Below are 14,402 nucleotides of genomic sequence, written 5' to 3'. Positions count from 1 at the left end.
TCTAGATCCCCGGGTACGGGGCCAGTTCGTCCAGCGCGAGCACGGACCCGACGTTCTCCTCGGGAACGTCGTCGAACCAGTCGGCGTCCGCCTCGGCGGGACCGGCCCCGGCCCCGGCCGCCACCGTTCCTTCGTGTTGTTGCTGTTGCTGTTGCTCGTCGTCGTGGGTCTGCTCGGCGTCCTGCACGTCATTTCCTCCTCGTCGGATTCGATCCGGTCCGGGACGGACCGGCCCTACCCCAGGCGGGCGCGGATCCGCTCCGCCAGATACGCCCCGTACCTGCGGTGCGCGTCCGATGTCAGGTGGATGCCGTCGGCGAGGAAGTCGGACTCGTCGACGTCCGCCCACTGGCGCACCGGGTGGACCCGGCCGTCGCCCCACTCCATGACCGCCGCCACCACGGCGTCGTGCACCGTCGCCCACTCCGTCGCGGTCAGCCCGCCCGGCCCCTTGCGGTCGCGGAACCGGGGGCTCGCCGGAGCCAGGACGACGACCACCTCGCAGTCGGGCACGGTGTCCACGACGCGTTTCACGAAACCGAGCATGTTCGTCAGATACGTGTACGGGTTCAGCGAGCCGGTGAGATAGACCATGCCGCCGACCGCCATCGTCAGATAGCGCGGCCGCAGTTCGGCGATCAGATCCGCGAAGACCGGCTCCAGATGCGTGCCCTTGCCCCGGGCCAGCGACACCAGGTCGAGATCGTCGCGCCACCGGCTCGACTGCACGTAGTTGGTCAGCGGCGAGTCCGCGCCCATGCCCTGTGAGAGCGAACCGCCGTAGTGCACCCACCGGTTCGGGTTCGGCGCCGGTACGGAGGCCGTCGCCCCCGCGTCGATCCGGAGGTCGATCAGGCGGAACTGGGCGTAGAGCGGCAGCCACAGCTCGACCTGTCGCAGGGGCCCCGCGCCGGCACCGCCTTCCGCACCGCCCACCGCGCCGCCGAGGTCCAGCCGCAGCGTCTCGGTGCTCCGGGAGGCGGACAGGGCGCGCCGGCCACGCCGTACCCCGTCCACGACGACGTCGACCGACTCCAACTGCTCGATGTCCTCGGCGAGTTCGACGATGTTGTCCGGGCACCGCGAGCACAGGTAGTCGAGTTCCAGGCGGTCCGTGTCCGTCGTCAGCACGACGGCGACCCCGGACGGCATCCCCGCCCGCCCGATGCCGCCCTCGGGGAAGTACAGCCGGGCCCGGTCGAAGGGCACCCGCCACGGCGCCACCCAGCCCTCGCCCCGCTGCAACGACACCGCCCCGTTGAACCGGAACTCCTCACCGCAGGTCAGTGACCTCATGTCCTCGCTCCTCGTCCTTGTCCTCGGTCCCGGACCGGCCCTCGTCCCCGGTCGCGGTGTGGTGGTGCGTCGGCGGCGGAAGCCGCCCAGAGGTCCGCGTAGAGCCCGCCCGACCGGAGCAGGGACGCGTGCCCGCCGACCTCCAGCAGCCGTCCCCGTTCGACGACGGCGATGGCGTCCGCCTGCGCGGCGGTGGCGAGCCGGTGGGCGACCAGGACGGTCTTCCGCCCGCTCCGGTCGCCGCGCAGGGCGTGGACGACGGTGCGTTCCGCCTCCGCGTCCAGCGCTCCGGTGGCCTCGTCCAGCAACAAAAGCCGGGGGCGGGAGACCAGCGCCCGTGTCACGGCGACCACCTGCCGCTGCCCGGCGGACAGGGCGGCTCCCCGGGGGCCGACGTCGTGGTCCAGCCCGCCGGGCAGGGCGTCGATCAGTTCCGCCGCGCCGAGCGACCGCAGGACCGCCGTGATCTCCGCACGGGAGACATCGGGCCGCCCGAAGGCGATGTTCTCGCCGACGGAACCGCTGAACAGGTGGGCCTCCTGCGGCACGATGGCGGTCCGCAGCCGGTAGTCGCGCAGCGGGATCAGGCCGACGTCCACACCGTCCAGGCGGAGCGTCCCGTACTGCGGGTGGTAGAACCGCGCCAGCAGCTTGATGATGGTCGACTTGCCGGCCCCGGTCGGGCCGACGACGGCGAGCGACGCCCCCGGAGGGATGTCGAGCACGACGTCCTGGAGCGAGTACGGGGCGTCCTCCCGGTACCGGAAGCCGACCCGGTCGAACCGGATGCCCGCTCCCGCCGGTCGCTCCGGCACGGGAGGCACCGGTGCAGGCCCTGCCGACCCCCCAGTCGGCTCCTCAACCAGCCCCTCCACCGCTTCCTCCGTCGGTTCGGACAGCAGGCCGTTGACGCGCCGCAGACCCACCCGGGCCTGCTGGGCGCCGTCGTAGACCGTCGCGATCTGCTGGATCGGGTAGGAGAGCAGCGAGAGGTACAGGACGAGGGCGGCGGCGGTCCCGCCGTCGAGGACACCGGCCCCGGGCGGCCCGTCCGTCGCGGCGGGCAGCAGCAGGCAGACCAGCGTGAGGTCGACGGCGAGCGCGACCAGGGGGAAGAACCACGCCACCGCCGTCTGCCCGCGCAGGCGTTCGTCGCGGTACGCCGCCGACCGCTCCGCGAACTCCGCGACGATCCGCCCCGTGCAGCGGAAGATCTGCGCCGTACGGATGCCGTGCGCCTTCTCGTGCAGGTCGGTGTTGACCGCCGCGAGCAGGTCCCGCGCCCTGGGGTACGAACGGGAGACGACACGCCGGAACGCGGTCGCCCCGGCCAGCACCGCGGCCGCCGCCCCCGCCAGGACGGGCCAGCGGTCCGGCGCGATCCAGACCACGGCCAGGACGACCCCGCCCACCAGCGGCAGATTGACCGCCAGGGACACCAGCCCCGTCTGCACGAACGCGGAGAGCGAGTCGATGTCCGACGTCAGCCGGGTCAGCAGCCCGCCCGACCGCACCCGGTCCACGTACGGGAGCGGAAGCCGCTGGACGTGCCGGAAGCACCGCAGGCGTACGGCGAACAGCACCCGGTCGCAGACCCGCGCGGTCGTACGGATGGTGCCCCACCCGGCGGCCCAGCCCACCGCCATGACGGCCAACCCCAGGGCGAACAGCGCCCCGACCGCCGCCGCGTCGCCGTCCGCCGCGGCCGCGAGTACGGACCGGGCCACCGCCGGGAGCGCCACGGCCGCGGCGACCTCGGCGGCGATGCAGACGAGGGCCGCGAGGGCGGGGCCGCGTACCGGCCGCAGCGCCGCCCGGAGGGTGAACGGGCCGCCCTGCCGTCCGCTCTCCAGATCCGCCGGCACAGGTGCGTCCACCACCCCGGGCAGCCGGACGGCGTACGCACCGGCCGGGTCCTCCCTGGTGCCGGCGCGGGCCCGGCCGGGCGGGGGGCCGTCCGCCGCCGGTCCGGCCGCCGGCCCGTCGGCGCCCAGCGTCGGCGTCCCGGCGGCCTCGCCCATCAGGGCCCTCAGCCGTACGGAACGTCCCATCAGCTCCCCGGCGGCGCCGTGTTCGACCACCCGGCCGCCCTCGACGACCGCGATCCGGTCGGCCAGCGCCAGCACCGCGCGCCGCCGCCCGGTCATGACGACGGTGCACCCGTCCCCGAGCCGCCGCCGCAGCGCGGTGAGCACCCGCGCTTCCGTCAGGGTGTCCAGGGCGGACGTCGCGTCGTCGAGCAGCAGCAGCCCCGGCGCGCCGTACAGGGCCCGGGCGAGGGCGATCCGCTGCCGCTCGCCGCCGGAGAGCCGGGCCCCGTCCTCACCGGCACGGGTCAGGTCGCCGTCCGGCAGCCGGTCCAGCATCGTGTCCACGGCGGCGTCCGCGACCGCCGAGGCGTACCGGCCGCCGTGGAACTCCCGGCCCAGCAGGATGTTGTCCCGGACCGTGCCGGAGAACAGGAACGGCTCCTCCGTCACCAGCACGGCACCGGGGCCGCCGGGCGCCGATGCCCGGACGCGCCCGGTACGGTCGGTGAACTCCAGCCGCCCGTAGGTGGGCCGGTACTGCCCCGACAGCAGCAGCCCCAGCACCGACTTCCCGGAGCCGGTCCGGCCCGCGACACCCAGGCACTCCCCGGGGGCGACGGTCAGGCTCAGATCCCGCAGGACGTGCCGCCGCTCCGGCCCGAGCCGCAGCCCGACGCCGGACAGCACCACTCCGACCCCGTCCCCGTTGCCTTCTGCACTGGGTCCGGCCTCCGGGTCCGGCCCGGGGCCGCCGCTGTCGATGACCGCGTGGACGCGCTCGGCCGAGGACCGGGCGAGCGCGACCGCGGAGACCGCCCCGGCCAGCAGCCGTACCAGCCCGGTCATGGTGAGCAGATACGTCGCGAACACCACGAAGGTGCCGACGCCGAGGTCGCCCCGCAGGGCCATCGCCCCGCCGACCCCGACGACCAGGACGAGCGCGCCCTGCGGCAGCGTGGCCAGGACGGGCGTGAACACGGCGTTCAGCCGGGCGACCCGCTGGCGGCGGCCGAACAGCTCGGCGGCCAGGGCCCGGAAGCGGCCCTCGACCAGCTCCTCCCGCTGGAAGACCTTGGTGACGGGCAGCCCGGCGACGGCCTCGCCGGTGAACGAGGTGAGGTCGGCGGCGGCCTGCTGGGACAGCCAGGTGGCCGCGTGGAGCCGCCGCCGGGACCGGACCACCACCGCCCCCGCGACCGGCAGGGCGACGAGCGTCGCCGCCGCCAGCACCGGGGAGAGCACGAACATGATCACGACCTGGACCGCGACATGGCAGACCGCCGCGGCCGCCTGCGGGGCCAGGGTCAGCAGCGACTGCACCACCTGGAGGTCGGTGACCGACCGCGAGACCACCTCGCCCCGCCGTAACGCGTCCTGCTGTTCGCCGGAGTGGCGGCACAGCGAGGCCAGCAACGCCACCCGCAGCTCGTGCTGGACCCGGGTCGCCGGCCGGCTCGCGGAGGCGCGCTGGCCGAACCGGACGACGAACCTGAGCACGGCGGCGACGGCCAGCAGGACGAGCGTGCCGAGGGCGACCGCCCGGCCGGCGGCCAGCCCGTCGACCACGGACCCGACGACCAGCGGCGTCGCCAGGTCGATCCCCGCCCCGGCCAGCGCCAGCGCCACGGCGCAGACCGCCGTCCGCCGCTCCGCGGCCCAGGCCACGAGCAGCCGCACCGCCCACGACGGCGCCGCCCGGGATTCCGTACCCACTCCCCGTCCCCCCGCCCCCGCTACCGGCCGGCTGCCGCGTGGTCGTCGTCCAGCGGCCACACGGCGCTCTCCACCCGGGGCTCCCGCCCGATCCGGACCAGCCGCTCCGCCGCGCGGTCGTACACCGGCCAGCGGACGCCGCCGGCCGACGGCCCCCTCCCGTGCGCGAACTCCACCAGCGCCCCCTGGACATGGCGGGCCACCATGACGTCCGCCTCCGACGCGGTACCGGGGGAGGCGGGATCGAAGAAGAGCGACGCCAGGTCCATGCCGTGCACCGCGCGCCCGGCCCCGGCCAGCCCGTGGTCCGAGGGGACGTGGTCGTAGACCTGGTACCAGCACCGGCCGCTGCCCGACGCTGACTTCGCCCGCAGCAGGTCGCGCGAGGGGCGCAGGAACAACTCCGCCTCGATGAACGCCTCGTGGTCCGCCCCGTACCGTGCGGCCGGTACGGCGCTCCGCGCGCCCCGCGCCACCACCCGCGCCCCGCCCGGCATCAGGTGGTCCCAGAGCCCGGCCTCGTCCGCCGTGTTGGAGACCAGGAGGTCGACCCCGGCCGACGCCCCCGCCGCGATCGCCGCGATCGGCGGACGCGTCAGGTGCGTACCGTCCACGACATCGCGGTAGTACACGATCTCGTGGCGCCCCAGCAGGCGTTCGTGCGCCACCTTCAGATGCACGTTCGGTACGGTGGCCAGCCGCTCGGGCGCGCCGGCGAGCCCCGCGCACTCCAGGAACTCCCGGGCGAGGGCGGTCGCCTCGTCCCTCGGCACCGCGTTCTCGCAGCCGCCGCTGTACAGGGCGGCCCGCTCGAAGAGCCCCTCGGCGGCGGCGCACCCCAGGACCGAGCCGATGTTGTGGGCCCCCGCGGACTCCCCGAACAGGGTGACGTTGCCCGCGTCGCCGCCGAAGGCCGCGATGTTCTCCTTCACCCAGGTCAGGGCGAGGACCTGGTCCCGCAGCCGGAGGTTGGCCGTGTCCCGCCGGGCCGGGCCCGACGGGCCGGTCAGCTCGTCCAGGAAGAGATGGCCCCAGCACCCCAGCCGGAAGTTGATCGTCACCACCACGACGCCGTGGGTGCGGCTCAGCACCTCCGGACGCCTGCCGGGCATGCTCCCCGCCCCCGCGACCTGCATGCCCGGGTGGAACCAGACGAGCACGGGAAGCCCCGCCCCACCCGGGTCCGGGGTGTGCACGTCGAGGTTCAGACAGTCCTCGTGCTCCGTCCCGCCGGTGTGCGGGAAGCCGAAGTGCCGCAGCGTGTCGGACGCCCGGTCGTGGACCGGCGGGAGCTGCCAGGACACCCGGCCGGGCCGCAGCGCCGGACGCACCCCCTCCCACGGCTCCGGCCGCACCGCCCCGGCGAACCGGCCGCCGTCCGCCCGGACCGTGCCGTACGGGACGCCCCGCCACCGGGCGGAGCCGGAGGGCCGGTCGAGCACCCCGCCGACCCGGCCCGCGGCGGTCTCCCGCACGACGGGGACCCGCCGACCCTGACGCGTACCGCCCATCAGTAGATCCCCTCGACGATCCGGCTGCCCTCGAACTCCGCCATCGGGACGACGTCCGCGACCGAGTCGCCCCGCCACTCCTCGCCCCCGGTCCCGGCCGTCCGCACCGCCAGGTCCCGCTCCAGGTTGTTCGGCAGGAACATGTCCCGGGTGACCGTGTGCATCAGCACCTGGCCCCGGGCCCCGTACGGCACCGGCGCGCGGGTGCCCGGATCGACGACGCGGACGAACAGCTCCGGGCCGGCCGGGTCGAACACCGGATGGTCGTCGTACGACGTCGTCCGCCGGAGCAGCGCCCGCGTCCCCGTGATCGAACTCGCGTACGTGGCGACGAAGACGGCGTCCGGGAAGACCAGCCGCGCGTACTCGTACACCTCCTCGCGCGTCATCCGGGCCCCGCCCCAGGTGACGACCCGCACCGTGGCCCGCACCCGGTCCGCCAGCTCCTCCGAGCGGGCCAGGGCGCGCAGCAGGGGCGGGGTCACCAGCAGATGCCCGACGTGCTGGGTGCGGAGCACGTCCAGGGCCTGGGCCAGTACGTGCTCGACGTACCGCCGCCGCACGTCCGCCCCGATCCCGGACTTCACCCACCGCGGGTCGATGTCCACCTGGAGGTAGGGCACGCGCAGCCGCCGGGCCCACCGCCGCTGCCAGTTCCCCGCGAGATGGGGGCCGGTCGGGAACAGCGACAGCATGGTGTGCCCCGCGGCCTCCGGCACGTACGCGCAGTACAGGTCGACCAGTTGCTCGATCCGGGAGAGCGACAGCACGGCGCGCTTGGGCCTGCCGGTCGTGCCGCCGGACTCCACCACGTAGGGCGGGGGCTCGTCGGCCAGGCCCCGGGGGACCAGGTCCTCGACCCGGGCCTCGCGCAACTCGTTGACCCGGGACGGGAAGCGGCGCAGGTCGTCGAAGGTGTGGATGTCGGCGACCGGGTCGAACGGCAGGGCGGCGCGGTGGTCGACCCAGAACCGGGAGCCGGTCTCCTCGCCGAAGTGCCAGCGCAGCATCGCCGTCAGGTACTCCCGCAGCTCCGGCTCGGCGGCGGGGGCGGCGACCGGGCCCGTCGTCGGATCAGACATGGACCGTCCCCGTTCCCGTTCCGTGCGTGGCGGCGTCCGCGAAGACGCCCGTGGAGACATGGGCCGGTACGTCCGCGCAGGCGTCGGTCCCGGACAGCGGCTCCGGCGCGCGCGGCGCCCGGCAGTCCTCCCGGGGGCCGACCCGGACCGCCCCGGCCACCAGCTCCACCGCCGCCCCGGCGTCGAGCCCCTCCCGGTGGAACACCTCGGCCAGGACGTCCCCCTCCGCGACCCGCCCGCCCAGGGGGTGGGCGAGCCGGATCCCGGCGTGCGGGTCGATGACATCGCCCGCGAACACCTTGCCCGCGCCCAGCTTCAACGCGGCCCGGCCGATGTCGAGTGCCGAGACGTCCGTGACCCACCCGGCCCGCCGGGCCCGGACGAGTCCGCGCACCCCCGGCCGGCAGTACCCGTCGCCGCGCAGGACCGGCGCGGTGTCACCGCCCTGCGCCGTCAGCATCCGGACGAAGACCGACAGCGCCGCCCCGGAACCCAGCGCCGACCGCAGCCGCTCCCGGATCCTGCCCTCCGGCTCGTCCGGCTCGGCCACCCGCACCATCTGCACGGCCAGGGCCTCGCACTCCGCCGCCAGCCCCCGGTCCCCCCGCCCGCGCAGGAAGTCCACCGCCTCGTCGACCTCCGCCGCGTTGCCGACGGCCAGGCCCAGCGGAACGGATCCGTCGCTGAGCACCGCCCGGCAGCGCAGCCCGAACTCGCCGCCGAGCCGCACCAGAAGCCCCGCCAGCCGCCGCGCCGCCCCGTGGTCGGGCACCAGCGAACCGGCCCCGTACCGCACGTCGAACACCACCGCGTCGGCGCCGACCGCCACCTTCTTGCTGACGATGCTCGCGGCGATCAGCGGCGCCGACCGCACGCAGCCGCTCACCGACCGCAGCCCGTACGTCGCCGTGTCACCGGGCACCAGCTCACCGGAGAACGACCCGATGACGGCGTCGTCGGCGGCGAGCCGGGCGGCCAGCTCCGCCTCGGTGAACTCGAGCCGCAGCCCGGGCACGCTCTCCAGCTTGTCGATCGTGCCCCCGGCGATCCCGAGCCCCCGCCCGCTCAGCTTGCAGACCCGGACCCCGAGCGCGGCCACCAGCGGCACCACCACCAGCGTCGTCTTGTCGCCGATGCCTCCCGTGCTGTGCTTGTCCACCACCGGCCGCCGGCCGCCGCCCATCGCCGCCCCGGGCCGGACCGGGCCGAGATACGCCCTGGTCAGGGCCACCGTCTCGGTGAACCGCAGCCCGCGAGCCGCGATCGTCGCCAGCCAGGCGGAGAGCTGGTAGTCGGCGAGGCGGCCCGCCCGGTGGAGGGCGAGGACCGCCGAGGCCCGTTCGGTGGTGAGCGCCTCGCCGTGGCGCAGCCGCTCGATGTGCTCCAGGGCGTCGTCGACGCCGATCATGTCCGTCATCGTCGGCTCCTCACCGCGCTGCGACCACTTTGCGGACCCCGGTGACCAGATGGTCGACGAGCCGCTCCTCCTCCGCGCCGCTCAGACAGGCGGGCGGTGCGAGCAGGACCGTGGAGCCCTGCTGCCGGGTGTAGGCCCCGAGGTCGTAGACCACCCGCTGCACGCTCCCGGCGCAGTCGGCGCCGTCGAGCTCGACACTGAGCGCCAGACCGTGCCCCCGGACGTCGAGCACACCGTCCGTACCGCGCAACTCCCGCTCCAGCGCGTCGAGCAGCCGGGCACCGGAGGCCCGGGCCGCCGCCACGGCCCCGGTGCCGCGCAGGTGCTCCAGCGTCGCGTGCGCCGCCGCGCAGGCCGCCGCCGAGGCCGACATGGTGTGGCCGTAGGGCACGATGCTCCCGGCGGGCAGCCGGTCCAGGACCCGGCGGTCGGCCGCGACGGCGGACAGCGCGCACACCCCGTTGGTCAGCCCCTTGCTGAACGCGGTGAGATCGGGGCGCACCCCCGGATGGTCGTGCGCGAACCACGCCCCGGTCCGCCCCATCCCGGTGAACACCTCGTCCAGCACCAGCAGCGCCCCGTGCTCGTCGCAGATCCGGCGGACGTCGCCGAGCAGCCCCTCGGGGAGCCGGATGCCGCCCCCGACGTTCAGGAACGGCTCGATCAGCACCGTGCCCGCCGCCGTACGGGCCAGCAGCGACCGCAGCCGCGCGGTGATGTACGCCCGCGCCGCCTCCGACCGCTGCCCGGCGCCGATGAACCCGCCGAAGGTCAGACGGTGGACGCGGACCGCGTCCCGGCCCGGGGCGTCACCGGTCTGCGGCAGCCCGGACAGCGCCTGGCACAGCGCGGTCGAGCCGTGGTAGCCGCGCTCGAAGGCGACGAGGTCCGTACGCCGCCCGTCGACCGCCGCCCAGTACCGGGAGGCGAGCCCCACGGCCAGCTCGATCGCCTCCGAACCGCTGTTGGCGAAGAAGAACCGCTCGCCGCCGTGGCCCCGGACGTCCCGCAGCGCGTCCGCGAGCCGGTGCGCCGGTCCGGCGAGCCCCTGTGCCATGTCGACATGGGCCAGCTTCCTCAGCTGCGCCAGGTAGGCGTCGACCACCGGCTCGACCCCGTGCCCGCAGAACACGTTCAGCGCGCCGGACGTCGCGTCGATCACCCGGTGCCCGGTCCGGTCGGTCAGCCAGGCGCCCCGCCCGGCGACGAACGTCGGCCCGGAGTGGTCGCGGGGAGCCCGCCAGGGACGTCCCAGCGCCGAGACGGCCGCCCCCCTCCCGCCCCGTTCCGCCCTCTCGTCCTCGGAACTCATCGTTCCCCCTTCCGCTTCTCGATCCATGCGCACAGGTCGCGCGCGGTACGGCGGTACGCGTACGCGTCGAGCGGCGCGCGTTCGCCGCGCCGCCGGTGGAGCACCGCCAGGGCGGCGGCCCCCTCCTCCGGGTCGTCCGCACCGTGGGCCAGCCCGTCCCTGGCCAGCTCGTCGAAGGTCGGCCCGTGCCGGTCCACCACGGTGGGCAGGCCGAACAGCCGGGAGTCCCTGATCCGCAGCCGCACACAGGTGTCGTTCTCGACGCCGCGCCGCCCGACGCAGAGCAGCGCGGACGCCCCGGCCAGCACCCGGAAGTACTCCGCCCGGCCCAGCGGCGCCTGACGGATCGTCACGTATCCGCCGCAGCCGTACCGTTCGACGGCACCGAGCAGTCCGGACAGGACCGCCGCGTTGTCCGGGTTCTCCCGCCCGTACAGGAACACCAGCTCCACGGGGACCCCGCGGCTCCGGGCGATCCGTACGGACTCCAGCGCGAACAGCGGGTCCAGATACGTCCACAGACCGCCCGACCAGACCACCCGGAACGGCCCCTCCCGGGACGACCTCTCCCGGCCGGCCTCGGCCAGCCGGCGCCGGGCCGCCTCGGCGGCGGACTCCGAGAACCCGACGGGGATGGTGGTGACCAGCCCGTCCAACGCGCCCGACGCCCGCATCGCCTCCACCGTCACCCGGCCGGTGAGACAGAGGTTCGCCACCAGCGTCGCCCGCTCCACGGCCGACCGGCAGGTGAAGAACGCCCCGCCCGCCAACTGCCGCCGGTACGCCTCCACCGTCTCCCGGTACCGGCTCTCGCGGTCCGCGCGCCGCGCCAGCGAGGGGTACAGGGCGTGTTCGAGCGGCGGGGCGTTCTCCACGATCATCGGCAGACCGCTGTCGGCCACCGACGCCAGCCGCTCCGGGGACGGCGAGTCGAAGGAGTAGACGATGTCGCTCCGGCGCAGCTCGGCGGCCCAGGCGGATTCCCGGGTCACCAGCCGGACCCCGGGGCCGAGCCGCTCGGGCAGCGAACCGGGGGAGAAGACCGTCACCCCGGCGACCCGGGCGATCTCCGCGGCCAGCTCCCGCGCCCGCAGCCCGATCCCGCCGAGTGACGTCCAGTCGACCCGGTGACCGGTGCAGTCCATCAGTACGTCGGACATCGAAGCCCCCACACGTCCGACGGCCGCGTCACATTGACGTAGCTCCCGACCTCGACACAGGCGGCCCCGGTCAGGACGCGCGCCGGGTCCGTCGCCACCGAGGGCAGCAGCTCCCGGTGGTCGGGGCCGGCCATCGGGACCACCCACAGCCCGTCGAACCGGCCGAGATCCCGCTCCGGTTTCTCCTCGCACGCCGTGATGAGACCGGACTCCCGGTCGTACGCCACCGCGCCGTCGGCGCGCAGCGCCCCGGGGTCCGTGGTCGGGTGGACCAGGGCCGAACGGCCGTGCCGGCGCGCCAGGTCCATCGCCACCGCGAAGTCGCCCGGCTCCCGGGTGGTGAAGATCTGGTCGGGGAGCACCAGGGCGGTCACCCCCTCGCAGTACGGCAGCCCGGCGCGGACGGCACCGCCCAGATCGGCCCCGTGCCGCCGCCGGTTCTGCACGGTGAAGACCACGTCGGCGCCGCGCCCGCCCAGCTCCTCGGCGACCACGTCCATGGACCGGGCCCGGTCCGGGCCGACCACGCAGACGACCCGCAGCCGCTCCGGGCCGAGCGCGGTCAGCGGCCCGAGGCAGCAGTGCAGCACGGTGCGGTGCGCCGCCACGACGTGCAGCTCCTTCGGGTACGGGGCCCCGAAACGCGTCCCCCGCCCGGCCATCGGGATGATCACGGAGTCCCTCATGACACACGCTCCGGGGCATCGGTGTGCAGGCTCCGCAGCAGCAGGCGCGGACGGCGGGGGTCGTCGGTGAAGTGCTCCCGGCCGTGGGCCAGTACGTCGTTGCGGAAGACCAGGCACTGCCCGGCCCGCAGGAGCAGATCGATCCGGACGTCGGGATCGTCCCGGCGGTCCTTGAAGTAGCGGAGCGCGCGGGCCAGGCACCGCTGCTCCTCGGCGTCCCTCGGATACCAGCGCTCGACCCGGCCCTCGCCGTACCGGGTCGCGTAGTGGCCGTCGCCGAGCGCGGCGAACACCGGCCCGACGGCCTCGCGGACCGCCCCCGGGATCGTCGACCGCCGGCCGAGGATGGTGCCCCGCAGCAGGACCTCGGCCGCCTCCGGGTCCCGGTCCCGCAGCTCCGCGAAGACCCGCCCCGCGTTGAGCAGGAAGGTCCGGCCGCCCACGCGCGCCGGGCGTACGCAGTACAGCAGGGTCGTCCGGATGGTCCCGATGTCCTCCAGGAGGCCGTCGGTGTGCCAGCCCTGCGCCGCGCCGGTGTGGAACGTCGGATGGTCCGAGTCGACCTTCCGCGTCACCTCCGTCACGGGTGGCGCGCCCCGGTCGCGGTAGAGGAGCGGGACATAGGGCTCCCCGAGACCGAGGCCGGCCCGCACCGCCGCCATCCCGCGGTGGGCGTCCTCGGCGGACACCGCGCCGGACGGGCCGCGGACCACCGCGAAGCCGTAGCGTTCCAGCAGGTCGTGGGTCATGTCGGGGCGCAGCGGACCGGTCACGTAGCCGTGGCCGGGCGTGGAGAGCTCCGTGTAGTCGGACGTCATCAGTCGCATGCCACGCGCCCCCGCACCCCGGGGCCCGCGGGTCCAGCGGGATCCGCGAGGGACGGCCCGGCACCGCGGGGTCCTCCGGTCAGCACGTACACAGCCCGGCCTCCACTCCCAGCTTCTCGGGATCGGTGTAGAAGGGCGCACCGAACCGGGCGCGGATACCGCTCGCGGTCCGGGGCCCGAGCGGTCTCTCCCGCGCCGTGGCCAGGGCGGCTGCCAGTTCCTCGATCGCCCGTGGACCGGCGCCCTGGAAGGTGATCTCGTTCGCCCCGAGGCGCAGGTTCACCCCGGGCATCCGGGGCATCGACGACTGGAGGTTGACCCGGATGCCCGCCTCGGCCAGCCGGTTCGACAGGGTGTACGCGGCCGCCGGGGAGTCCATCGCCACCCACACCTGGTGGGTGTCGGTGTAGCCGGCGCCCCGGTCGCCGTGGACCCGGAACCCGGCGTCGGCCAGGGCGGTGGCGAGCCGTCGCGCGTTGTCGCGGGTGGTCCGGGCGTACTCCGCGATCCGGGGCTCGATCTCCAGCGCGGCCAGGGACAACGCCAGGGTCTGCGCGAAGTGGTGACTGCTGACCAGGTCGAACTGGGCGGCGCGCAGACTCTCGTCGATCTCCTTCCCCTCGGTGAAGACCACGCCCTTGTGCGGCCCGGGGAACGACTTGTGGGTGGATCCGCCGAAGGCGTCGGCCCCGCACCGCAGGGGGTTCTCCACCAGTCCGCCCAGCACGAGCCCGAGATAGTGGCTGGCGTCCACGTACAGCCGGGTGGCCGGGCTCACCCTCCGCACGACGTCCGCCATCGCCGCGAAGTCCGGCACCCGGACGCAGTTCTGCACGTCCACGTAGACCAGGTCCACGTCGCCCGGGGCGAGCGCCCGGGCCAGCCCCTCGGTGTCGACCCGGCCGCCCGGGCAGCCGAGCAGCCGGGACCGGCGGCCCAGCCTGCCGAGCAGCGCCGGGGTGGCGTAGTGGCCGCCGGAGTCCTGGTCGACGCTGACCACGGCCGAGCCCGGCGCGGAGAGCGCGGCGATGGTCAGGATCATCGCGCTCATCCCGGAGACCGGCCGCAGGTTGCAGTACCGCGCCGAGGCCATCCGCCGCAGCGCCCCGGCCCCGAGCGCCTCGATGTGCGCGATGTCCTCGCCGCCCCGGAACTCCCAGAACAGAGGGTCGCCCGCGGTGTTGAAGAAGTACCGGTTGGCGAAGTCGGAGCCCAGCGGCACCGAGGCCAGGGGCGAGACGCGGTTCTCGCTGGGCACGAGGTTGAGGGCGTGCGCGGCCCGCCGGTCGGCCTCGGCTATCGCCCTGCCCAGCGCCAGTGGGTCGGTGGTGCCCTTCGGTGTCCGTCCGCCCGTTCCCTGCGTCACCT

At 75.1% G+C, this 14,402-nt stretch carries 11 protein-coding genes; all 11 read right to left on the bottom strand.

Annotation, left to right across the window (positions count from 1 at the left end; translation table 11 throughout):
- Position 1: 1 nt before the first annotated feature.
- Complete coding sequence (locus tag ACWC97_RS10735) at positions 2–187, bottom strand: hypothetical protein (RefSeq protein WP_450648681.1); 186 nt, start codon at positions 185–187, stop codon at positions 2–4.
- A 47-nt stretch (positions 188–234) separates the two neighbouring features.
- On the bottom strand, positions 235–1,296 hold the full coding sequence (locus ACWC97_RS10730; RefSeq protein WP_352273195.1) for an SGNH/GDSL hydrolase family protein: 1,062 nt from the start codon (positions 1,294–1,296) through the stop codon (positions 235–237).
- Positions 1,293–5,039 carry an ABC transporter ATP-binding protein gene (locus tag ACWC97_RS10725; protein ID WP_450648679.1) on the bottom strand — a complete coding sequence of 1,249 codons (3,747 nt, stop codon included), beginning with the start codon at positions 5,037–5,039 and terminating at the stop codon, positions 1,293–1,295. The genes ACWC97_RS10730 and ACWC97_RS10725 overlap by 4 nt, the downstream gene beginning before the upstream one ends.
- Before the next feature lie 20 nt (positions 5,040–5,059).
- Complete coding sequence (locus ACWC97_RS10720; RefSeq protein WP_450648677.1) at positions 5,060–6,550, bottom strand: carboxylesterase family protein; 1,491 nt, start codon at positions 6,548–6,550, stop codon at positions 5,060–5,062.
- Positions 6,550–7,632 (bottom strand): acyl-CoA synthetase family protein, encoded by a 1,083-nt coding sequence (locus ACWC97_RS10715; protein WP_352273192.1) that lies wholly within the window; start codon positions 7,630–7,632, stop codon positions 6,550–6,552. The genes ACWC97_RS10720 and ACWC97_RS10715 overlap by 1 nt, the downstream gene beginning before the upstream one ends.
- Positions 7,625–9,049, bottom strand: coding sequence for a thymidine phosphorylase (locus ACWC97_RS10710; protein ID WP_352273191.1), 1,425 nt, complete (start codon positions 9,047–9,049; stop codon positions 7,625–7,627). Before ACWC97_RS10710 ends, ACWC97_RS10715 begins: the two co-directional genes overlap by 8 nt.
- 10 nt (positions 9,050–9,059) lie before the next feature.
- The gene (locus ACWC97_RS10705) at positions 9,060–10,361 is read right to left on the bottom strand and encodes an aminotransferase class III-fold pyridoxal phosphate-dependent enzyme (RefSeq protein WP_450648674.1); all 1,302 of its coding nucleotides are present in this window, start codon (positions 10,359–10,361) and stop codon (positions 9,060–9,062) included.
- A complete protein-coding gene (locus ACWC97_RS10700; RefSeq protein ID WP_450648672.1) occupies positions 10,358–11,521 on the bottom strand; it encodes a hypothetical protein in 1,164 nt (387 codons plus the stop codon). The genes ACWC97_RS10705 and ACWC97_RS10700 overlap by 4 nt, the downstream gene beginning before the upstream one ends.
- Positions 11,506–12,207, bottom strand: coding sequence for a glycosyltransferase family protein (locus tag ACWC97_RS10695; protein WP_352273188.1), 702 nt, complete (start codon positions 12,205–12,207; stop codon positions 11,506–11,508). The genes ACWC97_RS10700 and ACWC97_RS10695 overlap by 16 nt, the downstream gene beginning before the upstream one ends.
- Positions 12,204–13,034: a TauD/TfdA family dioxygenase gene (locus tag ACWC97_RS10690; protein ID WP_450648670.1), complete on the bottom strand. Its 831-nt coding sequence runs from the start codon at positions 13,032–13,034 to the stop codon at positions 12,204–12,206. Before ACWC97_RS10690 ends, ACWC97_RS10695 begins: the two co-directional genes overlap by 4 nt.
- Positions 13,035–13,113: 79 nt before the next feature.
- Entirely contained in the window at positions 13,114–14,400 is a 1,287-nt protein-coding gene (locus ACWC97_RS10685) for a hypothetical protein (RefSeq protein ID WP_450648668.1), read from the bottom strand.
- Between the last annotated feature and the right edge of the window lie 2 nt (positions 14,401–14,402).

The organism is Streptomyces sp. NPDC001108, assembly GCF_053598535.1.
The sequence above is the reverse complement of the archived record's forward strand: the minus strand, read 5'-3'. Positions and strand labels throughout refer to the sequence as shown.

What these genes read in the sequence shown, in the direction of transcription:
- ACWC97_RS10730 (WP_352273195.1), bottom strand. Translation starts at nt 1,296, where the DNA reads ATGAGGTCACTGACCTGCGGTGAGGAGTTCCGGTTCAACGGGGCGGTG.
- ACWC97_RS10720 (WP_450648677.1), bottom strand. Translation starts at nt 6,550, where the DNA reads ATGGGCGGTACGCGTCAGGGTCGGCGGGTCCCCGTCGTGCGGGAGACC.
- ACWC97_RS10715 (WP_352273192.1), bottom strand. Translation starts at nt 7,632, where the DNA reads ATGTCTGATCCGACGACGGGCCCGGTCGCCGCCCCCGCCGCCGAGCCG.
- ACWC97_RS10710 (WP_352273191.1), bottom strand. Translation starts at nt 9,049, where the DNA reads ATGACGGACATGATCGGCGTCGACGACGCCCTGGAGCACATCGAGCGG.
- ACWC97_RS10705 (WP_450648674.1), bottom strand. Translation starts at nt 10,361, where the DNA reads ATGAGTTCCGAGGACGAGAGGGCGGAACGGGGCGGGAGGGGGGCGGCC.
- ACWC97_RS10700 (WP_450648672.1), bottom strand. Translation starts at nt 11,521, where the DNA reads ATGTCCGACGTACTGATGGACTGCACCGGTCACCGGGTCGACTGGACG.
- ACWC97_RS10695 (WP_352273188.1), bottom strand. Translation starts at nt 12,207, where the DNA reads ATGAGGGACTCCGTGATCATCCCGATGGCCGGGCGGGGGACGCGTTTC.
- ACWC97_RS10690 (WP_450648670.1), bottom strand. Translation starts at nt 13,034, where the DNA reads ATGCGACTGATGACGTCCGACTACACGGAGCTCTCCACGCCCGGCCAC.